The organism is Brenneria goodwinii (assembly GCF_002291445.1).
Lineage (GTDB): Bacteria > Pseudomonadota > Gammaproteobacteria > Enterobacterales > Enterobacteriaceae > Brenneria > Brenneria goodwinii.
In genome coordinates, this window is sequence record NZ_CP014137.1 from 1,857,117 (window position 1) to 1,877,866 (window position 20,750).

The following is a 20,750-nucleotide window of genomic DNA, read 5'->3' on the forward strand; positions in this document are numbered from 1 at the left end:
TCTTTTTTAGCGACGGATTTCAGCAATATCGTGTGGGATAGCACTCTGCATACTATGCCAGATAGCGCCGCTTTCTTTACCGTAATGCCGAACGACATCCAGAACCTGCTCATATAACCCCTCACGGCACAATGCTTCCAGCCGGCCATAGAAGTCTAGCGCCAGTTTGCGCGCATCAGGATTAGAAAAGTAATAACGGCCTACGCGAATATACATCCCTTTCAAGCCATTCAAGATCAGCCCGTAAATAGGATTACCGGATGCAAAAGCCAGCCCGCGGAATACGTTGTAGTCGAGTTGAGCAAAAGAATCCGCATTATCATCCACGGACTCGGTCTGCTTTAACACGTCTTGCGTCTTTTCCGGGTGCTGGTGTAAGGCGGTGCGGATAAAGATAGCCGCAATATTCGTCCGGACGGACAAAAGGTTGTCGATAAGTTGCGGTACGCTGTCTTGATCGAGCCGCGCCAGCGTTTCCAGAATATTCAGCCCTGACGTTTCCCAGAAGTTATTAACTTTCGTCGGCTTGCCATGCTGAATAGTCAACCAGCCGTCTCGCGCTAAACGCTGCAACACTTCTCTCAACGTAGTCCGCGTCACGCCAATCAGCTCGGAAAGCTCTCTTTCCGCCGGCAGAATCGACCCCGGAGGAAAGCGGTTATTCCATATACTTTCAATAATATACTCTTCCGCGAATCCAGCAGGACTTTGCGCCTTTATAACCATGAGTGTGATATTCCGTAGCGATATTTACCGATGAAAGCGCCTTCATCATACCAGACGAACCAGGCATGACATAGCGCCGCTGCCATACGCAAAACAAATTCAATATAAAACTGTGACTGCCAACAACCCTCTTCCTTACGGCATCGATATACTCACTGGCTGGTTATAAATATTTCCGGATACGATGCGACAACCCCGTCAATGCCCGGACGCGTATTAGCAGGAAACATATCCGGCAGCCATTGGCAATCACATTGGTGTATAGTAGTCAATACGATGCAATTTAAGTAAAAAAGCCACATTGCATTGACTACGGTTGAACCGTCGCTGAATAAATAAGAGAATCAAATAATTATACACTACGTTTTGCACAGTGAAATGATGGTAGTGGAGCCGCTTGGGTTTACACTGCTGAGTCGATCGTTTTTAGCATGGAATACTTGTTATGTTGCGATTTCTTAACCGTTGCTCACGCGGGCGCGGCGCTTGGCTGTTAATGGCATTCACAGCCTTGATTCTGGAATTGGTCGCGCTTTATTTCCAGCATGTAATGCTATTGAAGCCCTGCGTGCTTTGCATTTATCAGCGAAATGCGCTCTTCGGTATCATGGGCGCGGGTCTGCTGGGCGCTATTGCTCCCGCCAGCCTGTTACGCTATCCCGCCATTGCGCTATGGATATACAGTTCGTTCGAAGGACTGCGTCTGGCCTGGGAACATACCAATATACAACTTCACCCATCTCCTTTTACTACCTGTGACTTTTTCGTCAGTTTCCCCTCATGGCTGCCGCTGGATAAATGGCTTCCCGCGATATTCAACGCCACGGGCGACTGTTCGGAACGTCAATGGCAATTTCTGTCGCTGGAAATGCCGCAGTGGATGGTTGGCATATTCGCCGCCTATCTGTTGATTGCCGTGCTGGTATTAATCGCCCAGCCTTTCCGCCCTAAACGACGCGATCTTTTCAGCCGTTAAAAATCAGTAAATGGATTCCAGTGCGCTATACCGGGCGGGCTGCAGTCCTATTCGCGGATGATGGATGACGTCGCCAACGCGTTGGATCGGCATCCGGCGCGCTAACCGGGAAGCGCTAGCGTTGAACCATAATAAAAGCCCGGCTGAGCAAACCGGGCTTATTTATCAATCTCTTTCATGCGTGCGTTAGTGTGGCGATCCATAAATGTCCCTGTAATGGTCCAGTCGTTCTTTGAAGTACTGTCTTTTCTCCGGTGGGATTTTTTTTGAAATTTCGTCAGCATTAATTTGCTTTTTCTGACTTTCCATAAAAGCAATCGTGGAAGCAGCAAAATCAGCGTACTGATCGCTGTATCCAAGAATCATCTTCTCAAAATTAATCATCTGCTTCCCCCCCTTCATTCGCCCATTACTGTATTAAAAGTATACTGCACATTCAGGTTTTCACATGGGGGAAGGTACGCTGACTTTAGCTTATTTGGCTAAAGCCGACAGGTTTGAAATAGATCTGTGATACATGTCTGAAAATCGGCAGGAGTGAAACTTTACAACCGGTGATATCCATCAAAAAAACCGCCCGCATAACTTGCCGCTTGCGCGTCAACTTCACAAAGGCGGTTTCCCGTCAGACTTTTTCCCCAATTCTACAAGCGTACGAGCATCAATAAACCCATCATTTTCATCGACGTGACGCACAATCACCAGCGTCTCATGTTTATTTTTCTTAAGGATACGTCAGGTTAATTCTGTCGCGGCGATAGCGCATTTCCTGGTTATCTCCGCATCCTTCTCCCCTGAGAATGTCAACGTCACTCCGGGCATGGCCTTATCTCCATAAGCTATCTGGCCCATTCAGGCTTGTTGATGATATGGTCCTGCCAGTCTACCACTTCGCTTTCCCGCACGGCGATGTGCCGGACGGAAATGCGTTCTCCGTGCATCGCCGCTTTAGAGCCCGTAATTAGCGGATGCCACCGCGGTAATCCCTTTTTCTCATGGATCAGGCGATAGGCGCAGGTGGCGGGCAGCCAGTCAAAGGTCAGTAAATTTTCCCGCGTGAGCTTGATGCAGTCAGGTTCATACTCAAATCGGCGTGCGTAGTTACGACATTGACAGCTTTTGATGTTCAATTGATTACAGGCTACGTTGGTGAAATAGATCTCATCCGTATCTTCATCAATGAGTTTATTCAAACAGCACTGACCGCAGCCATCGCACAGCGATTCCCATTCGTCGTCGGTCATTTCAGACAACGTTTTTTGCTGCCAAAAGGGGCGTTCAGTCATTTTTCTTTCCGGTTAATCTGTATTGGATGCTCTGTATAGCGGATCTGGCTGACGGAGACAACAGTGTTACCCGCTCGCGCCGGAACGGGTAACGCGGTATTTAGATAATGCGGGTGTTCAGACTTCGATCGTTAAGGGTGATTTTCAGCATATCGCCAGACTGAATCGGCCCAACGCCCTGCGGTGTTCCGGTCAGAATAATGTCTCCCGCCCGCAGAGTAAAGAAACGACTCATATAAGCAATCAGCGGCAGAACCGGCGTAATCATATCACGGGTATTACCCTGTTGACGGACTTCATCATTGACTTTCACGCCCAGCTCGGTCTGCTGCGGATCGCCGAATTCCGCTACCGGAATAAAACCGGAAATGGGGCAAGAACCATCAAAAGCCTTCGCTTTTTCCCACGGCTGCCCGGCCTTTTTGAATTGAGACTGCAAGTCACGCAGGGTTAAATCCAGCGCAACGCCGTAACCGGCAATCGCGCGAGCGACACGTTCTTCCGTCGCTTGCTTAAGCGGCGTGCCAATCAGCACCGCCAGTTCGACTTCATGATGAACAGCGCCGAAATTCTTTGGAATAGCCACTGGCTGGCGCAAATCGCACAGCGAAGTTTCTGGCTTAATGAATAGAACCGGCTCGGCTGGCGTCGCACTGCCCATCTCCTTGATATGCGCCGAATAGTTGCTGCCGACACACACCACTTTGTTTACCGGGAAATCCAGCAGCGCGCCCTGCCAGTCTCTGTGTTGATACATGAATATTCTCCTGCCCTGTCAGTTGAGTTGATATCACACTCATCACGGTGAAATCGCGTGAAAATGCAATCATGTAAAATACGTTCTATCACGGTCACCATCAGCTGGCGCTACCGGCCAAAATAGCATAAACGGCGTCGGCGCCCGATCGAAGCGTGCGCGTCATGCGCTATTATATCGGTTATGCGCTCCTGCCGCTTACCTTGCGAACCAACGACAATCTACACCCACTATAAAGTAAACATCAAAATTTCTGTTGCTGACAATAGTGAGCAAAGTGTTCGACGCAAACCCGCAGCTTGGCGGAAGAATATAACGGGGTCTGGTAGACCGCCCAAATATTGGCACTTTGCGCATACTCCGGCAGCACCCGAATGAGTGAACCTTCTTTCAGCAACGAAGCGATGTCCCACAGAGAGCGCAGCATAATCCCTTTGCCCTCCAGCGCCCAGCGCAGAACAATCTCTCCGCTATTAGAAACGACGGTCGTCAGCACCAGTAAATCTTTAGGAATGGGAAATCGGCTGTTCATCGGAAACGCCATCCTCAGCGGGAAAGGTTATGCAAGAGACCGTAATCCATGGCTATTTAAAATAACAGTATGAAGTCCGCTTCTGTGAAACATATCACGCTGTATTTATTGCGCCCGTAACTTGAAGTATGACGAGAATAAAACCTTAATTCATGAATCGCAAATCTTACATTCTTACTTTCACCCGCCAATAAACCACACATTTCGCGTTGGTTTTCTAGTGTTAACAAATCGATGATTAAAAAATTAAATGATAATTAATACCAACCTTTTCATCCCCATTGATACTGGAGCTTACCGATGATCACGCTAGAGGATAAAAGCCAAGAGGTGGAAAAACTGACCGACATTGTCGCCCGATTTACCGCCATGATTTCAACCCGTATGCCGAATGACGTGGTTAAAAAATTGGAGGAATTACGCAATATAGAAAGTGAAGGCATGGCGAAGGTTATCTATGACACCATGTTCGACAATATGAACAAAGCCATACAATTGAATCGGCCGGCCTGCCAGGATACCGGCGAAATTATGTTTTTCGTTAAGGCGGGAACCCGCTTCCCGTTATTAGCCGAATTGGCGCGGATTTTAAAATATGCCCGGTAGCCGGGCCGGTAACAAAGAGATCCGGTTATTAATCGCGGATCTCTTTTTTTGTATGGTAAGCAGTGGCAACTTATCACTAAGGCATTGTCCGAAAATAAACGCCGGTATTATTTTTTTACATTTATCCGAGCGTCTTTAATAAATTCTCCGGCGGCGGCGGAACCTGGAGATAAAACCCCTGCTCTTCGAGCGCTTGTTTCACTTTTTCAATATCTGCTCTGACCAATTTCTTACTGCCGTCCAGCGGCAATAACATGGCTAAATGCGGTGTACCGAAACTCTTCATCAATTCTTCCGGCACGCGGGAAAAATCGTCTTTTTTTTCGACATAAAGATATGTTTGATCGCGCTTGGCGCTTCGATAGATCACACAAAACATTTTTTTTACTCTATTTAATGAGAATGGCGTCTTGCCTGTATATAATTGTGACTATAACATGCTTACAGCGCTCTGGAATATCATGCCTTAAATGTTACTCTGGGGATTAAAAGATGCTGAAACTGAGTCAGGATAGATGTCACAAACGCCAATTGAACTAAAAGGCAGCAGCTTTACCTTATCGGTTGTTCATTTGCATGATTCCCAACCCGAGGTAATTTATCAGGCATTGCAGGAAAAGATTGAGCAAGCGCCGGCTTTTCTAAAAAATGCCCCTGTTGTCATTAATGTCGCAGACTTAAATGCAGAAACCGACTGGATAAAATTACAGCAGGCAATTTCATCAACAGGACTTCACGTCGTTGGCATCAGCGGATGCAAAGACGAGCAGTTAAAACAGGCGATTACGCAGGCAGGGCTGCCTCTGTTGAGTGAAGGAAAAGAACAGCGCCGGGCGCCCGACCCTGTCGTCGCCGTCCCTTCCGTGGTGAAAACCAAAGTTATCAGCACGCCGGTTCGTTCCGGTCAGCAGATTTATGCCCGGAACAGCGATCTGATCATCACCAACGGCGTCAGCGCCGGCGCAGAAGTGATTGCCGACGGCAATATTCATATTTACGGCATGATGCGTGGCCGCGCCCTGGCCGGCGTTTCTGGCGATGTTCAAAGCCAGATCTTTTGCACGCATCTGGCAGCAGAGTTGGTATCCATCGCCGGCCGCTATTGGCTAAGCGATCAGATACCCGCTACCTATTCCGGACAGGCGGTCAGGATCAACCTGAACCTGCTGGACAATGTTTTGAACATAAAACCTTTAGACTAAGCCCTTTGACAAGGAAACACTTATGGCACGCATTATTGTTGTTACATCGGGTAAAGGGGGCGTTGGCAAGACCACTTCAAGCGCGGCCATTGCTACCGGTTTAGCCCAGAAAGGAAAAAAGACGGTTGTCATCGATTTTGACATCGGTCTGCGTAACCTCGACCTGATCATGGGATGTGAGCGGCGGGTGGTTTACGATTTTGTTAATGTTATTCAAGGCGATGCCACATTAAACCAGGCGCTGATTAAAGATAAGCGGACCGATAACCTGTATATCCTGCCGGCATCGCAAACTCGTGATAAAGACGCCCTTACCCGCGAAGGGGTCGAAAAAGTGCTTAACGATCTGCACGAAATGGAATTTGACTTCATCGTCTGCGATTCACCCGCCGGGATCGAAACCGGTGCGCTGATGGCGCTCTATTTCGCGGATGAAGCGATTATCACCACCAACCCCGAAGTCTCTTCCGTGCGTGACTCCGACCGTATTCTTGGCATTCTGTCATCAAAATCACGTCGCGCGGAACGTTCTGAAGAGCCGATCAAAGAGCACCTGCTGTTAACCCGTTATAACCCTGGCCGGGTAAGCCGCGGCGATATGCTGAGCATGGAAGATGTGCTGGAAATTCTCAGGATCCCCCTGCTGGGCGTTATTCCTGAAGATCAGTCGGTGCTGCGCGCATCCAACCAGGGCGAGCCGGTTATTCTGGATAACGAAGCCGATGCCGGTAGAGCCTATGCTGATACCGTAGATCGCTTGTTAGGCGAAGATAAGCCTTTCCGCTTCGTTGAAGAAGAGAAGAAAGGCTTCCTTAAACGACTTTTTGGGGGATAAATTATGGCATTACTCGACTTCTTTCTGTCCCGCAAAAAAGCGACAGCTAATATTGCCAAGGAACGGCTGCAGATTATTGTTGCGGAGCGACGCCGGGGAGATAGCGAACCCCATTATCTGCCGCAATTAAAGCGGGATATTCTCGAAGTTATCTGTAAATATGTACAGATAGATCCTGAAATGGTGAGCGTTCAGTTAGAGCAAAAAGGAGATGATATTTCCGTGCTTGAGCTGAACGTAACATTACCGGAAGCGGAAGAAACGCCTAAATGATTTCTCCGCTATAGCGCCCCCGAACTATTTTCGGGGGCGTTTATACTTCATCACCCCATGCAATCTCAATATTGTCCGATCTTCATTGTGATTATTTTCAGCAACTGGCGATTAATATTCCTGAAGAATTGCCCGCAGCTCATCGCCGAATAAATCATTGCGCCAACCCGTCAGCATTTCAGGTTCGGAATTCCGCCCGTTTAATTTCCAATGCCAGTTAAGTACCCGATTGATTTGGCGTCGCGATGCCAGCAACTCGGTTGATAATCCGCTACGCTCGCTGGCGCTCTGGATCATCGCTTTAATATCTTTAAATACCCGTTTATAACCTTGATAGTCGATAAGGTTTATCAAGGGTTCAGGACATTCGTCCGCCGTTATGCCGTCAGTCTGCTCAACAATCGACAACAGCGTTTTACCGTGATAGCGAATTTCCGGGCCGCTCAGTCCCAGAGAATCCAACTCGCCCAGCGATGCGGGTAAGAAACGGGCCACCTGCCACAGGTTCTCTTCACGCACGATAAAGTTCACGGCGCTATCGCGTTCGCGCGCTTTACGCAACCGCCATTCAGCAAGCCGCTGCAGGCAGGCAAGATTGCGTCCGCGTAACTGCCAGGCATTGCCAATCTCGCGATAGGCCAGCTCCGGCGCCAGTATCTCTTGCTTGCGCTGACACAGTGAACGGCACTCATCCTGCGCCGCGCTCATCCATCCGGCGGCCTGCGTTTCTTCCACCAGTCTGATGGCCATCGGCAGCAGGTAGAACACATCGGCGGCGGCATAATCGCACTGTTTTTCACTCAATGGGCGGGCGATCCAGTCCGTACGCGATTCGCTTTTATCCAGCGCGACATCCATATAGTCCGCGACTAACGCGGCAAAGCCGTAAGACAGCGGCTTACCTAAAAAAGCGGCCAGAATCTGGGTGTCGATAAACGGCTCTGGCGTTATGCCAAAGGCATTCAGAAATACTTCCAGATCTTCACTTCCGGCATGAAGAAATTTGATGACCTGGCGGTCGCTCAGCAGTTCCTGAAAAGGCGCCCAATCCGTGATTGCCAGGGGATCGATAAGCGAAAGCTGTTCGCCGTCATACAGTTGGATCAGCCCTAGTTGCGGGTAGTAAGTACGCGTTCTGACGAACTCGGTATCCAGCGCAACCTGCTTATACTGGCGCGCCTGTGTGCAAATCTGTTTTAGCCCGGTATCTGTGGTGATCAACTGATAATTCAAAACATCATTCTCTTGGTTGTGTTCCTATGGGCCAGGCCCATAGCGATAAAAACTGACGCCGGCTATACCGGCGTCGGGCGTTGTCAGTGATAATAACGCGTCCTGGCTGCTTCTGGCAGCGGATTTAACGATAAATAATATGGCGACTAAGCATTCGCCGCGCTCTTGGGGGGATTTTTATCCTCACGCAGCTCGCGGCGCAGGATTTTGCCTACATTCGACTTGGGCAAATCCTCGCAGAACTCAATGTCTTTCGGCACCTTGTATCCCGTCAGATTCTGGCGGCAATGTACAATCAACTCATCTTTGGTCAATGAGGGGTCCCGCCGTACGACAAACGCTTTCACCGCCTCACCGGACAATTCACTGGGCATACTGACGACCGCCGATTCCGAGACTTTCGGATGACGGGTAATAATTTCTTCAATTTCAGTTGGATAAACGTTAAATCCCGAAACCAGAATCATATCCTTCTTCCGATCGACGATGCGTAAAAAGCCTTCATCATCAGACGTGACAATGTCACCCGTAGCCAACCATCCGTCTTTCAGCACCTCATCGGTCTCGGCAGGCTGTCGCCAATATCCTTTCATAACCTGCGGACCGCGGATCCACAGTTCGCCAGACTCACCGACGGGAACGTCATTCCCTTCATCATCAACGATTCTGACATCCGTGGAAGGGACCGGCAGCCCGATGCTGCCGCTGTAATATTTCAGATTGTAGGGGTTGCCCGAAACCAGCGGTGAGCTTTCCGTCAGCCCATAGCCTTCCAGCAGATGTTTACCGGTCAGTTTCTCCCATCGTTCGGCAACCGCCTGCTGAATTGACGCGCCGCCCCCCACCGATAAACTGAGCGTGGAGAAATCCAGCTTATGGAATTCTTCATTATTCAATAAGGCATTGAATAACGTATTCACGCCAACTATCACCGTAAAAGGATATTGCGCCAGTTGCTTGACCAGCGCGGGAATATCCCGGGGATTGGTAATCAGCAGGTTGCTTGCGCCAAATTCAATAAACAGCAGACAATTCACCATTAACGCAAAAATGTGGTACAGCGGCAGCGCGGTCACCACCAACTCATGCCGTTCCTGCAATACGGGACCGTAGGCGGCCTTGCACTGCGCGATATTCGCTTGCATGTTGCGGTGGGTTAGCATGGCGCCCTTGGCGATGCCCGTCGTTCCGCCGGTATATTGCAGAAAAGCCAGATCGGTATTAATAATATCCGGTCTGACATACGGCATACGCCGTCCCTGTTGCAGCACCCGGCGAAAGGAAATAGCGCCGGGCAGAGAGTATTTGGGCACCAGTCGTTTAATGTACTTAACCACAAAATTGACCAGCGTTCCCTTGGCGGCCGAGAGCTGATCGCCCATGCGCGTCAGAATAACGTGCCGCACCTGCGTGTTATGCGCCACTTTTTCCAGCGTATGCGCGAAATTGGAGACGATGACAATCGCGCTGGCGCCGCTGTCTTTTAACTGATGCTCCAGTTCACGCGGGGTATAGAGCGGATTAACGTTAACCACCACCATACCTGCGCGTAAAATGCCAAATAATGCGATCGGATATTGCAACAAATTCGGCATCATCAATGCCACGCGATCGCCCTTCTTCAACTTAAGCTGGTGTTGCAGATAGGCGGCGAATGCCCGGCTACGCGCTTCCAGTTTACCAAAGGTCATCACCTCGCCCATGTTGATAAATGCCGGTCTGTCGGCGTAACGCGTTACCGCATTTTCAAACATGTCAACCAACGAGGAATAGCTATCCGGATCGATGATTGCAGGGACATCCGCCGGATAGCGGGATAGCCAAATTTTGTCCAAAACATTACTCCCGAGATATTTTCTTAATAGCACCATCAATCTCTGAGCCGAATTGCCATTAACATTAACTTAACTTATTCCATTAATTAATAATCCCGCTATGCTCAGGTTGCGAGGTCGATCACTTAATTTTATGTTAAAAATTCATTAAAAAAAATCAGGCAACCTAGGTCGCCTGATTCGCTATCATGCGTGTCAGCCGTATGTTTATTCGGTCACGAAGGTTTCAATCTCAGCGGGACCATACCAGCCGCCGAACCCCCAACCGGGGCCCCAGCCATAACGGCCATGCCATCCCCAGGGGCCTGGGCCAGGACCATAAGGGTTCACCACGCGCTGCACGACATTCCAGCGTTTATATCCCTGGGCGTCGACCACCACATAGCGATAGGGCCGATCGCCAATAGCGCCCTGCTCCGTTCCCGTAATGGGGCCGACAACGGTAACTAATCTGTTTTGAAAATCAACGGGTTCCAAAAAATGATTAACGTAAGCAATAAACCGCCCTTCGGAAGGAGAATCCAGACGAGGTCTGGCCGCGCTATCCAGCGGCATGCTGGCAATTTCCAGGCGCGTTCTGTTAGCCTCGTTGCGAATACCGACCACGCGTCCGCCAAAACGGGATTCCTGCCCGACATAGAGCTGAGGCGCATTCATTACCCGGACAAGATCGTCCTGCGGCGTTGGCGATGTCCCTTTGATCGCATCAGGGACAGTGACGCATCCAGACAGCAACAGTACGGCAGCCGCAACAACACCGCCCCGCAGCGTGCGTGGTATTTGCATTAGCCAAGCTCGCTGATTCTGCATAATCATCATTTTCATGGCATACACCTTTTTCAATGCCTTCGAAGCCTGATAGTTAGACTGTAATGCATAGAATAAGTTGCTGTTCATTCACGTCCGGGCAATTTTTTCCAGGCGACTTCATTACGCAAATAACGGGGTTGTGCCAGTTCAACGCTAACGGCCTGGCCCGCGATCCATTGCTGATGCGCCAGCGGCAGCATATCTTCCGCCTGCGGTAAAAGCGTTTCGCCATCCACCAGGGTGACCGCCGGATGATTCACCAGATCGGCATAGGTTTTCCATCCCGTACCGACCGTCGCCCACTCGCCGCGCAGCGATTCCGTCAGCGCCTGAACCTGCTGCGGCGTCAGCACCGCCTCAGAAGATCCGCCTTGCCAGCGGCCATCGGCTTCCCGCTGATATTGCGCCCAGTAAACCTCGCCCATACGGGCATCTATCGCCGCCAATATCCGCGTCGCGCCGCGACGGCGAAAAGCGCCCTGCGCCATGGTTGCCAATGTGGAAATACCGATCATCGGCAGTTCGGCGCCCAGCGCCAGCCCCTGCGCGATACCAATGCCAATACGCACGCCGGTAAAACTCCCCGGCCCCTGACCGAATGCCAGCGCATCTAACGCATTGAGCGTCAAACCGCTTTCCGCCAGCACTTGCTGGACCATCGGCAACACGCGTTGCGTATGTTCTCGGGGACAAACTTCAAATAAAGAATGAATTTCACCATCATTCCAGAGTGCGACGGAACAGGCTTCCGTCGCGGTATCAAGCGCTAGAATTCGCGTAGACATGCCAACCTCAGGCGGGAAAAATAAACCTTAACGGCGCGCATCATAGCATATATCCCCCACATACTTGAGTGAAGCATAGCGCGAACCGCTGGTTTTATCTGATTGATGCGTCACTACTTTAGCCAGTGAGCGCGCCCGAATGCCAGATTATCGGCGCGCGGATCATCGCCGTTATGCTTTGCGGGTAAGAAATTCGATGGCCTGCCCAAGATCGCGCGTACGCGGCGCCGGCGGCAGGCTGTTGAGAAAGACCTCGCCATACGGACGCATAACCAGCCGGTTATCACAAATAACCAACACGCCGCGATCGTCAATATCGCGAATCAACCGGCCGACGCCCTGTTTCAGGGTAATAACCGCATCCGGTAGTTGCACATCATCGAAGGGTTCGCCGCCACGCAAGCGGCAATCTTCAATACGCGCTTTCAATAGCGGATCTTCTGGCGAGGTAAACGGAAGTTTGTCGATAATCACACAGGATAGCGTATCGCCACGCACATCGACGCCCTCCCAAAAACTGCTGGTCGCCACCAAAAGCGCGTTGCCGGCGGAGACGAACTGCGAGAGGAGCTGCGCTTTACCGGTTTCTCCTTGCAATAGTACCGGCAGCGTCAGCGTGGCGCGGAACTCGGCGGCCAAATCGCGCATCATCTGATGCGAGGTACACAGCATAAAACAACGCCCCTGATTGGCTTCAATCAGCGGACACAGCATGGCGGCCAATTTGCGCGCGGCGCCCGGACGATTGGTTTCCGGCAGATAACGCGGCACGCAGAGCAATGCCTGACTGGCGTAATCAAACGGGCTTGGCAGCAGCAAGGTTTGGGTATTCGCCTCATCCAGCCCCAGCCGGTCGGTAAAATGATTCAGCCGATCGTTCACCGACAGCGTAGCCGAGGTAAAAATCCAGGCCGACGGTTTTTCCTTCATCAGTTCGCGAAAGCGATCGGCCACGGAAAGCGGCGTCAGCGCCAGAACAAAGTGCCGGGAACTGCATTCATACCAGTAGCTGTATCCTGATTGCTGGACATCCATCAGCCGCTTTAAACGACCGCGATATAATGTCGCCCGCTCAAAAGCGGCATCCAACAGCGCGGAGCGTCCCAAAGAGAGCTTGGCCACGTCGTAACACAGCTCCAGCGCATCATCCAACAGCAGCAGCGCGCGCTGAAGCGACGGTTGATTGAGGATTTCGCGCAGATTGCCCCTGAACCCCGGTTCGCCCAGCGCCAGACGAAAATCCTGCGTACTCTGCGTCAAACGATCGGCGCTTTTTTGTAATTGCGCCGCATCACGCACCTCTGTCCGGTAGGCGATGGTAATATCTTTCGCCAAATCCATCAGTTGGCGGCTGGACAGTTGCTGGCCAAAATATTGGCTGGCGATATCCGGGATCTGATGGGCCTCATCGAAAATCACCACGTCGCTGTCCGGGATCAACTCGGCAAAGCCGCTCTCTTTCACCACCATATCGGCTAAATATAAGTGGTGATTGACCACCACAATATCGGCATCCATCGCCTTGCGGCGCGCCTTGACCACAAAACACTCTTTGTAGCGCGGACAATCGCTGCCCAGGCAATTATCATTGGTGCTGGTGACCAGCGGCCAGACCGGGCTGTCTTCCGCCACGCCGGCGCAGGTCGTGACGTCGCCCTCCGTCGTTTCCGAGGACCACCCCCTCAGCCTGACCAGTTCGCTTAACGTTTCAGCGGGGAGATCGCCCCCGGCCAGCGATTGCTGGTCGAGACGCTCCAGGCAAAGATAGTTGGAGCGCCCTTTCAGCAGCGCCAGCTTCCCTTGGTATTTAAGCGCCTGCGCCACCATCGGCAGGTCTCGGTTGTAGAGTTGATCCTGTAACGCTTTCGATCCCGTCGAAATGATGACTTTTTTATCCGCCCGCAGGGCCGGCGCCAGATAAGCATAGGTTTTGCCTGTCCCGGTTCCCGCTTCCACCACCAGCGCCTGCTGCTTGCTGATAGCCTGAACAACGGCCTGAGCCATTTGCCGTTGAGGCTCTCGTGGATTAAACCCGCTGATGGCCTTCGCCAGCGCGCCATCGGTTGCAAAATCATCTATTACACGATCATTCGTCACACTGTCTCTCTTTGTAGGATGTTCTGACGGCCGGCGCCGTTAATAACCACGCCGCGCTGATTATGCCAATACTCAGTTGCCGCTACCACCCTAAATCAGGAGCGTCGCCGTTTACGGATCGACAGACCCGGGGCGAGGCTGCGCCGTGTCTCCCACGGTATCCAGACTTGAGATCTCCTGGATTTTCTCCGCGGAACCTAAAGACAACGAAAAGATTATGTTACGCTTGGCGGCGTTATTCACTCAAATTGGAGAGAGCGCACATTTATGTCAATTACCAGAATCGAACCTGAAGCCCGCTGGTCCAACGCCGTTATTCATAACAACACGCTGTATCATACCTGCGTAGCGGATAATCTGGATGGCGATGCCCAGGCGCAGACAAAAAATGCGCTGGCGGCATTGGACGATGTTCTGCAACGGGCGGGAACCGACAAAAGCCGCCTGTTGGATGTGACCATTTTTCTGGCCGATGCCGACGACCTTGCGGCCATGAACGCCGAATGGGACGCCTGGGTGGCGCCAGGCAGCGCGCCGGTACGTTGTACCGTACAGGCTAAGCTGATGGATCCAAAATACAAACTTGAAATAAAAGTGATTGCCGCGCTGTAAAAACGGCCAGAGGGAAGGACGATCAGTGTTCTTCCTCTTCTTCTCCGTCATCAAAAGAGTAGGTTTCGCCCTCTTCCAATTCGTTATTTTCTTCATCTTCTTCAAACATCGCGGTGATCATCTCTCCCTGATGTTCTTCACGGATCTCCGCCGCTACGGTTGCGATAGCCTGACCGCTGCTCATTCCCTGCGACATCAGTTCCTGAATACGCTCCACGGCTTTTTGCTGCTGCTCATGCGTCAGCGCGGGCATGCCTGCAATCATGTTAAACTCCTGCTGGTTGGAACGGGGGCATATCATCGCACGCTATCTCAGCCGTACACCAGAACTTCCGGTTTGTGATACGCTCATCGTCTGAATGATATGAAGCTCCCGGCCGGTACAAAAAATATTTACCTGCAAAGCATGAGATTATACAAAAATACGATGCGTTCATTCCCCGTCTATCACTCACTGCCCTATCAACCGCAGGCGTTATTGACGCTTTTCGCGGCGTTTTCATCACAGCCGTGGGCAATGTTATTGCACTCCGGTTTTGCCGATCATCCCCATAACCGTTTTGACATCATGGTCGCCGACCCGCGAGTCACGTTATGCACCCGTGGCGGACAGACGGAAATCACCCAGGGCGATAACCAGCAGACATCCGACGCCGATCCCTTTGCGTTATTGCAGCAACAGCTTGACCGACTGGGCATCGCCGCCGACGCGAGCCCGGATTTCCCTTTCCAGGGCGGCGCGCTCGGGCTGTTCGGCTATGATCTGGGGCGACGCGTTGAGAAATTGCCTACGCAGGCAGCGCGGGATATCAACCTGCCCGACATGGCTATCGGCCTGTATGACTGGGCGCTAATCGCCGACCATCAGCGTCAGGCATTAACGTTGATCGTACATGGCGATCTTCAGGCAAGATTGGACTGGCTGGCGAATTCGCCCGCGAGCCGTCATCAACCGGACTTTCGGCTCACCGGCCCGTGGCGCGCCAATATGTCGCGTGAAGAGTACGGCGAAAAGTTTGGTAAAATACAGGATTATCTGCTGTCCGGCGATTGCTATCAGGTCAACCTGGCGCAGCGCTTTGTCGCCGACTATGCAGGCGATGAATGGCAGGCTTTTTTACGTCTGTCCGCCACGAATAAAGCGCCGTTTTCCGCGTTTCTGCGCCTGCCGGAAAATACCGTTGTCAGCCTCTCTCCCGAACGTTTTCTGTGGCTGGAAAATCAACAGATTCAGACCCGGCCGATAAAAGGCACGCTGCCGCGGCTGGCGGATAAAGACGCCGATGCCGCACAGGCTGCGCGACTGGCTCAGTCGGAGAAAGATCGGGCGGAAAACCTGATGATTGTCGATTTACTGCGCAATGATATTGGCCGGGTCGCGGTTCCCGGCAGCGTTCGCGTACCAGAGCTGTTCGTTGTTGAACCCTTCCCCGCGGTTCATCATCTGGTCAGCACGATCGTGGCCGAATTGCCCCGGACCTGCCACGCGTCTGCGCTGCTGCGAGCCTGTTTTCCGGGCGGTTCCATTACCGGCGCGCCCAAAATCCGTGCAATGCAGATTATTGAAGAACTGGAGCCGCAGCGGCGTAACGGCTATTGCGGCAGCATTGGCTACCTGAGCATTTGCGGAACCATGGATACCAATATCGCCATCCGAACGCTGCTCACCGAACAGGGGAAAATATACTGCTGGGCCGGCGGCGGTATCGTCGCCGACAGTCAGGCGCAGGCGGAATATCAGGAAACTTTTGATAAAATAGATCGCATCCTGCCGGTATTAAGTCCGTTGGATCGTCAGCCAGACCCTAAACAAGACCAGGTTAATATTCGTGATATATTCAGTGAATGAGGCAGAGTTGCCGCCATTGCCGTCTACCACGCCTTTCGATCTGGCGGAGTTTATCACGCGTTTCCAACTGCAAACGCTGCGCGCCGCATCGCCGGTTCACCAGTTACGAAAAGCGGCCGTTCTGGTGCCGATTGTTTGTCACCAAAAACCGACATTACTTCTGACCCGCCGGTCGTCGGCGCTCAGGAAACATGCCGGACAGGTCGCGTTCCCCGGAGGAGCCGCCGATAGCGGCGATCGCTCGCCGATCGAGACAGCCTTGCGCGAAGCACAGGAAGAAGTCGCTATCCCGCCGCAGGCGGTACGGGTTCTCGGCGTCTTGCCGCCCGTCGACAGCGTGAGCGGGTTCCAGGTCACCCCTGTCGTCGGCCTGATTTCCGCGCAGATCCGTTTTCAGCCGAATGAGGGTGAAGTGGCGGAGTTGTTTGAAATGCCGCTCGACGTCGCGTTCGCGCTGGAACGCTATCATGTGCTGGATATTGAGCGGCGGCGGAAACCGCATCGGGTTTATCTTTCCTGGTATCAGCAGCAGTTCGTCTGGGGATTGACGGCATCGATCATTCGTCAGCTCGCGCTGCATGTTTCCGATAGCCCATGATATTTTTACTCTTTTTTTTATTTCCCAACGCCGCTTTCGCGCCATTATCCATAAAGTAAAAATAGTTAATTTTATTATTAATCCTTTTCTTCCCGCCTAATACGCTCTAGCGTTCTCCGCAATAAATTTGCTTATCCATTGGCATAAGTTTATTTCATGCGAAAAGGGAAACCTCGCAACATATTCCACACTACAATAGCCCGTTCTGAGAGTTTTATTCTAGCCTTTGGGTATGGTCTGCGCTTTTAAGGAGTTTTTAGCGTGATAAGCGTTTTCGACATGTTTAAAATCGGTATTGGCCCCTCCAGCTCTCATACAGTAGGACCGATGAAAGCCGGTAAGCAGTTTGTCGATGAGTTAATAAGTCAGAATTTACTGACGGCCACCACGCGTATCGCCGTTGATGTTTACGGTTCGCTATCGCTAACAGGGAAAGGACACCATACCGATATCGCCATCATCATGGGACTGGCCGGCAATATGCCGGATAGCGTCGATATCGATGCCATACCGGGCTTTATCCGAGACGTTGAGCAGCGTGAGCGGCTGTTGCTGGCGGACGGCCGCCATGAAGTCGATTTTCCCCGTGAAGGCGGGATGGTTTTTCGCAGCGAAAACCTGCCGCTGCATGAAAATGGGATGACCATCACCGCGTTTGCCGGGAATAAAGCGGTTTTCAGCAAGACCTATTACTCCATCGGCGGCGGATTTATCGTTGACGAAGAACACTTTGGCAAAAGCGTTTTAACCGAAGTCTCCGTGCCTTACGCCTTTAATTCGGCGAAAGAGATGCTGGCGCACTGCAAGCAAAGCGGGCTTTCGCTGTCCGGTCTGGTGATGCGCAATGAACTGGCGTTACATAGCCGTCAAGATATCGACGCGTATTTCTCGGATATCTGGCATGCCATGCGCGCCTGTATTGACCGCGGCGTGAATACCGAAGGGGTGTTGCCCGGCCCGCTGCGCGTTCCCCGCCGGGCATCGGCGCTGCGCCGCCTGCTGGTGGCTTCCGACAAACTGTCAAACGATCCGATGAATGTCGTCGATTGGGTAAACATGTTTGCGCTGGCCGTGAACGAGGAAAATGCGGCCGGCGGACGCGTCGTGACGGCGCCGACCAATGGCGCCTGCGGCATCGTGCCTGCCGTTCTCGCGTATTACGACCACTTTATTGAGCCGGTTGAACCGGGCATTTATATCCGCTATTTCCTTGCCGCTGGCGCAGTCGGTATCTTATACAAAATGAACGCTTCCATTTCCGGTGCCGAAGTAGGCTGTCAGGGCGAAGTGGGCGTCGCCTGTTCGATGGCGGCGGCCGGTCTGGCGGAATTGATGGGCGCCAGCCCGGAGCAGGTCTGCGTGGCGGCGGAAATTGGTATGGAACACAATCTTGGCTTAACCTGCGATCCGGTCGCCGGTCAGGTTCAGGTGCCGTGCATTGAGCGTAACGCCATCGCGGCGGTGAAGGCCATTAACGCCGCGCGTATGGCGGTGCGTCGTACCAGCGAGGCGCGCGTGTCGCTGGATAAGGTCATTGAGACCATGTATGAAACCGGCAAGGATATGAACGCCAAATATCGTGAGACGTCCCGCGGCGGATTAGCGATAAAGGTGCAATGCGACTAAATCTCTCTCTGCCACAGCCGATCGGCGGGTTCACTCCCCCGCCGATATCCGGCATCGCCCTTCCCGCCTGATATTCCATTAGCGCGCGCCGACCACCTTCGCCGCGTTTTTAGTCCCTGCTTTACCGCCTGCGCCATCATTCCCCCTCGTTGGTCGATAGACAAAGACCGCTTCACAACGTAATACGGCTTGCCCGTTGGGAGCAAGCCGTATTGGTGGCATCCGGCCGGTGACAAACATCATCACTGGCAAGAGGCGCGTAACTACTCTTCTTTGTCTTCAACCGGTTCGGTGATTTTTTCAACCCGTACTAGTTCAATACGATATTCCGAGACTTCCAGGATTTGAAAGCGCAGTCGATGAAGCTCGATGATATCCCCTACCTGAGGGAATTCATCGCTGTGCGACAGCAACAGCCCCGCCAACGACGAATAGTCCTCTTTCGGACTGACCAGATCGTTGCTGTTGAGCACCTGCTGCAAAGAGTGCAGATCGGTGCCGCCCTTCACCAGCCAGCCATCGCCATCGGCAACGATTTCCAGCGTCTCATCTTCATCCGGAAACTCGCCGGCGATCGCTTCCAGCACATCCAATGGCGTCACCAGCCCCTGCACCACGCCGAACTCGTTGGTAACCATCACCAGGCCGCCCTTGGCCCGGCGCAGCACCGGCAGCAGATTAATGACGTCCAGCGTCTCCGGCACCACAATCGGCGGATTTGCCGCGGCGAAACTCTCCACATCGGTGTGCTCTTCCAACGCGACCAGCAGATCTTTGGCGCGTACAACACCGATGATTTCGTCCAGAGAGCCGCGGCAAACCGGGAACAGGCTGTGAGGCGTATCCAGCAACTGTACCCGGATTTCCTCGACGGAGCGTTCGCTGTCCACCCAGGAAATCTCCGTGCGGGGGGTCATCACGCTGCGTAAAGAACGCGACGCCAGCGTCAGAACACCGCTGATCATATAGCGTTCTTCCTCAGCGAAGGTTTCAGACATGACTTTTCGCGGCTCATCGTCCTCATCGCGGGTCGTCTTTCTGGCGCCCATCAGGCGTAGAATCGCCTCGGCGGTACGCTCACGCAAAGGCCGCCGCGACTGATGCTTCATAAAGTTATGTCGGGCAATCTGATTAAACATTTCGATCAGGATCGAGAAGCCGATCGCCGCATACAGATAGCCTTTGGGAATATGGAAACCGAAACCTTCCGCCACCAGGCTTAAACCAATCATCAGCAGGAAGCTGAGGCACAGCACCACCACGGTGGGATGCGCATTCACAAACTTGGTCAGCGGTTTGGACGCCAACAGCATCATCCCCATCGCAATAATGACCGCGGTCATCATGACGCCAAGATGGTTAACCATTCCCACCGCCGTAATCACCGCATCCAGCGAGAATACCGCATCCAGAACGACAATCTGCGCCACCACGACCCAAAAACTGGCGTGCGCGCGGTTGCCATGCTCATCATGCGATTTATTTTCCAGCCGCTCATGTAGCTCCATGGTGGCCTTAAACAGTAAGAACAGCCCCCCGGTCAACAGAATAAGATCGCGGCCTGAGAAACTGAAATCGCCGACATGAAACAGCGGCCGTGTCAGCGTGACCATCCAGGAAATCAGGGACAATAGCCCCAGGCGCATTAATAGGGCCAACGATAAACCGATGATGCGGGCTTTATCTCGCTGCCTGGACGGTAATTTATCCGCCAGAATGGCGATAAACACCAAATTGTCGATACCCAGAACAATTTCAAGTACCACCAGCGTCAATAGGCCTGCCCAGATTGAAGGATCCAGCAAAAACTCCATGTCAGACTCCGAAAAATGAACGAGCAGATGACATCAATACATTCACTGCATTGAATGGTAATAAGAAGAGTTGGTATGAATCAGAATGACTTTGAAAGTGGTTAGAATGACTAATCGAGTACAGAAAACCACCATCGTTAGCGGGTATACAGAGAACGTTTTGTCGGTGACGGTCCATGGGAGGGGCTGCTGCCCGGTGCTCCTAAGTAATTTAACAGGAGATTACTCTAACAGGTTGCTCCTATTTTTCACAAAGACTTTCTTACACCCTTTAATTGCCTAAATGCATGTAACATTT

Annotated in this window: 20 protein-coding genes and 2 pseudogenes; 9 read left to right on the forward strand and 13 right to left on the reverse strand. The window is 52.2% G+C overall.

Going from position 1 to position 20,750, the window contains the following annotated elements:
• Positions 1-6 precede the first annotated feature (6 nt).
• Positions 7-726, reverse strand: a complete 720-nt coding sequence (gene fadR, locus ACN28R_RS08270) for a fatty acid metabolism transcriptional regulator FadR (RefSeq protein ID WP_048638979.1) — start codon at positions 724-726, stop codon at positions 7-9.
• Between the two features lie 445 nt (positions 727-1,171).
• Here fadR and dsbB point away from each other — a divergent pair, with 445 nt between their 5' ends.
• Complete coding sequence (gene dsbB, locus ACN28R_RS08275; protein ID WP_095834140.1) at positions 1,172-1,702, forward strand: disulfide bond formation protein DsbB; 531 nt, start codon at positions 1,172-1,174, stop codon at positions 1,700-1,702.
• 186 nt (positions 1,703-1,888) lie between these two features.
• Here the strand turns inward: dsbB and ACN28R_RS08280 are convergent, their stop codons facing one another.
• The 4 genes and pseudogenes from ACN28R_RS08280 to ACN28R_RS08295 all read right to left on the reverse strand — a co-directional run.
• A complete protein-coding gene (locus tag ACN28R_RS08280) occupies positions 1,889-2,086 on the reverse strand; it encodes a DNA polymerase III subunit theta (protein WP_048639952.1) in 198 nt (65 codons plus the stop codon).
• 455 nt (positions 2,087-2,541) lie between these two features.
• Positions 2,542-2,988: a YcgN family cysteine cluster protein gene (locus ACN28R_RS08285; protein WP_048638981.1), complete on the reverse strand. Its 447-nt coding sequence runs from the start codon at positions 2,986-2,988 to the stop codon at positions 2,542-2,544.
• 100 nt (positions 2,989-3,088) lie between these two features.
• Positions 3,089-3,745 carry a fumarylacetoacetate hydrolase family protein gene (locus ACN28R_RS08290; protein ID WP_048638982.1) on the reverse strand — a complete coding sequence of 219 codons (657 nt, stop codon included), beginning with the start codon at positions 3,743-3,745 and terminating at the stop codon, positions 3,089-3,091.
• Positions 3,746-3,989: 244 nt separating this feature from the next.
• A pseudogene (locus tag ACN28R_RS08295) lies at positions 3,990-4,226 on the reverse strand (LysR substrate-binding domain-containing protein); the annotation flags it as partial.
• 351 nt (positions 4,227-4,577) lie between these two features.
• Here ACN28R_RS08295 and ACN28R_RS08300 point away from each other — a divergent pair.
• Positions 4,578-4,877, forward strand: a pseudogene (locus ACN28R_RS08300) (fumarate hydratase); the annotation flags it as partial.
• 127 nt (positions 4,878-5,004) lie between these two features.
• Here the strand turns inward: ACN28R_RS08300 and ACN28R_RS08305 are convergent.
• Positions 5,005-5,262 (reverse strand): YcgL domain-containing protein, encoded by a 258-nt coding sequence (locus ACN28R_RS08305; RefSeq protein WP_048638984.1) that lies wholly within the window; start codon positions 5,260-5,262, stop codon positions 5,005-5,007.
• Between the two features lie 136 nt (positions 5,263-5,398).
• Here ACN28R_RS08305 and minC point away from each other — a divergent pair, with 136 nt between their 5' ends.
• Genes minC through minE form a run of 3 tightly spaced genes read left to right on the forward strand, consistent with a single transcriptional unit; the run spans position 5,399 to position 7,193 of the window.
• Complete coding sequence (gene minC, locus ACN28R_RS08310; RefSeq protein WP_048638985.1) at positions 5,399-6,085, forward strand: septum site-determining protein MinC; 687 nt, start codon at positions 5,399-5,401, stop codon at positions 6,083-6,085.
• 22 nt (positions 6,086-6,107) lie between these two features.
• On the forward strand, positions 6,108-6,920 hold the full coding sequence (gene minD / locus ACN28R_RS08315) for a septum site-determining protein MinD (protein WP_095834141.1): 813 nt from the start codon (positions 6,108-6,110) through the stop codon (positions 6,918-6,920).
• A 3-nt stretch (positions 6,921-6,923) separates the two neighbouring features.
• Positions 6,924-7,193: a cell division topological specificity factor MinE gene (gene minE / locus ACN28R_RS08320; RefSeq protein WP_048638987.1), complete on the forward strand. Its 270-nt coding sequence runs from the start codon at positions 6,924-6,926 to the stop codon at positions 7,191-7,193.
• Positions 7,194-7,304: 111 nt separating this feature from the next.
• On the opposite strand, the gene rnd is transcribed toward minE, so the two are convergent.
• The 5 genes from rnd to ACN28R_RS08345 form a co-directional block, all read right to left on the reverse strand.
• Positions 7,305-8,426, reverse strand: a complete 1,122-nt coding sequence (gene rnd, locus ACN28R_RS08325) for a ribonuclease D (protein WP_048638988.1) — start codon at positions 8,424-8,426, stop codon at positions 7,305-7,307.
• Positions 8,427-8,572: 146 nt separating this feature from the next.
• Positions 8,573-10,261, reverse strand: a complete 1,689-nt coding sequence (gene fadD, locus ACN28R_RS08330) for a long-chain-fatty-acid--CoA ligase FadD (protein WP_048638989.1) — start codon at positions 10,259-10,261, stop codon at positions 8,573-8,575.
• 207 nt (positions 10,262-10,468) lie between these two features.
• Positions 10,469-11,077: a Slp family lipoprotein gene (locus tag ACN28R_RS08335; RefSeq protein ID WP_375153867.1), complete on the reverse strand. Its 609-nt coding sequence runs from the start codon at positions 11,075-11,077 to the stop codon at positions 10,469-10,471.
• Positions 11,078-11,154: 77 nt separating this feature from the next.
• Positions 11,155-11,856, reverse strand: coding sequence for a tRNA (adenosine(37)-N6)-threonylcarbamoyltransferase complex dimerization subunit type 1 TsaB (gene tsaB / locus ACN28R_RS08340; RefSeq protein ID WP_048638990.1), 702 nt, complete (start codon positions 11,854-11,856; stop codon positions 11,155-11,157).
• A gap of 171 nt (positions 11,857-12,027) precedes the next feature.
• A complete protein-coding gene (locus ACN28R_RS08345; protein WP_048638991.1) occupies positions 12,028-13,953 on the reverse strand; it encodes an ATP-dependent DNA helicase in 1,926 nt (641 codons plus the stop codon).
• Positions 13,954-14,220: 267 nt separating this feature from the next.
• Between ACN28R_RS08345 and ACN28R_RS08350 the strand changes: the two genes are divergently transcribed.
• Positions 14,221-14,565 carry a RidA family protein gene (locus ACN28R_RS08350; RefSeq protein WP_095834142.1) on the forward strand — a complete coding sequence of 115 codons (345 nt, stop codon included), beginning with the start codon at positions 14,221-14,223 and terminating at the stop codon, positions 14,563-14,565.
• 22 nt (positions 14,566-14,587) lie between these two features.
• On the opposite strand, the gene ACN28R_RS08355 is transcribed toward ACN28R_RS08350, so the two are convergent.
• Complete coding sequence (locus ACN28R_RS08355; protein WP_048638993.1) at positions 14,588-14,830, reverse strand: YoaH family protein; 243 nt, start codon at positions 14,828-14,830, stop codon at positions 14,588-14,590.
• A 162-nt stretch (positions 14,831-14,992) separates the two neighbouring features.
• Here ACN28R_RS08355 and pabB point away from each other — a divergent pair, with 162 nt between their 5' ends.
• The 3 genes from pabB (at position 14,993) to ACN28R_RS08370 (ending at position 18,638) form a co-directional block, all read left to right on the forward strand.
• Positions 14,993-16,414 carry an aminodeoxychorismate synthase component 1 gene (pabB, locus tag ACN28R_RS08360; RefSeq protein ID WP_095835764.1) on the forward strand — a complete coding sequence of 474 codons (1,422 nt, stop codon included), beginning with the start codon at positions 14,993-14,995 and terminating at the stop codon, positions 16,412-16,414.
• Positions 16,407-17,012: a CoA pyrophosphatase gene (locus ACN28R_RS08365; RefSeq protein ID WP_095834143.1), complete on the forward strand. Its 606-nt coding sequence runs from the start codon at positions 16,407-16,409 to the stop codon at positions 17,010-17,012. Before pabB ends, ACN28R_RS08365 begins: the two co-directional genes overlap by 8 nt.
• A gap of 261 nt (positions 17,013-17,273) precedes the next feature.
• The gene (locus ACN28R_RS08370) at positions 17,274-18,638 is read left to right on the forward strand and encodes an L-serine ammonia-lyase (RefSeq protein ID WP_095834144.1); all 1,365 of its coding nucleotides are present in this window, start codon (positions 17,274-17,276) and stop codon (positions 18,636-18,638) included.
• A gap of 263 nt (positions 18,639-18,901) precedes the next feature.
• On the opposite strand, the gene ACN28R_RS08375 is transcribed toward ACN28R_RS08370, so the two are convergent.
• Positions 18,902-20,452, reverse strand: coding sequence for a TerC family protein (locus tag ACN28R_RS08375; protein ID WP_095834145.1), 1,551 nt, complete (start codon positions 20,450-20,452; stop codon positions 18,902-18,904).
• Positions 20,453-20,750 lie beyond the last annotated feature (298 nt).

Excerpts from the sequence above, each read along its gene's own strand:
- tsaB (WP_048638990.1), bottom strand. The coding sequence starts at position 11,856 with ATGTCTACGCGAATTCTAGCGCTTGATACCGCGACGGAAGCCTGTTCC.
- ACN28R_RS08290 (WP_048638982.1), bottom strand. The coding sequence starts at position 3,745 with ATGTATCAACACAGAGACTGGCAGGGCGCGCTGCTGGATTTCCCGGTA.
- dsbB (WP_095834140.1), top strand. The coding sequence starts at position 1,172 with ATGTTGCGATTTCTTAACCGTTGCTCACGCGGGCGCGGCGCTTGGCTG.
- ACN28R_RS08285 (WP_048638981.1), bottom strand. The coding sequence starts at position 2,988 with ATGACTGAACGCCCCTTTTGGCAGCAAAAAACGTTGTCTGAAATGACC.
- minD (WP_095834141.1), top strand. The coding sequence starts at position 6,108 with ATGGCACGCATTATTGTTGTTACATCGGGTAAAGGGGGCGTTGGCAAG.
- ACN28R_RS08305 (WP_048638984.1), bottom strand. The coding sequence starts at position 5,262 with ATGTTTTGTGTGATCTATCGAAGCGCCAAGCGCGATCAAACATATCTT.
- fadR (WP_048638979.1), bottom strand. The coding sequence starts at position 726 with ATGGTTATAAAGGCGCAAAGTCCTGCTGGATTCGCGGAAGAGTATATT.
- minE (WP_048638987.1), top strand. The coding sequence starts at position 6,924 with ATGGCATTACTCGACTTCTTTCTGTCCCGCAAAAAAGCGACAGCTAAT.
- ACN28R_RS08280 (WP_048639952.1), bottom strand. The coding sequence starts at position 2,086 with ATGATTAATTTTGAGAAGATGATTCTTGGATACAGCGATCAGTACGCT.
- ACN28R_RS08335 (WP_375153867.1), bottom strand. The coding sequence starts at position 11,077 with ATGATTATGCAGAATCAGCGAGCTTGGCTAATGCAAATACCACGCACG.
- minC (WP_048638985.1), top strand. The coding sequence starts at position 5,399 with ATGTCACAAACGCCAATTGAACTAAAAGGCAGCAGCTTTACCTTATCG.
- ACN28R_RS08375 (WP_095834145.1), bottom strand. The coding sequence starts at position 20,452 with ATGGAGTTTTTGCTGGATCCTTCAATCTGGGCAGGCCTATTGACGCTG.
- pabB (WP_095835764.1), top strand. The coding sequence starts at position 14,993 with ATGCGTTCATTCCCCGTCTATCACTCACTGCCCTATCAACCGCAGGCG.
- ACN28R_RS08350 (WP_095834142.1), top strand. The coding sequence starts at position 14,221 with ATGTCAATTACCAGAATCGAACCTGAAGCCCGCTGGTCCAACGCCGTT.
- ACN28R_RS08355 (WP_048638993.1), bottom strand. The coding sequence starts at position 14,830 with ATGATTGCAGGCATGCCCGCGCTGACGCATGAGCAGCAGCAAAAAGCC.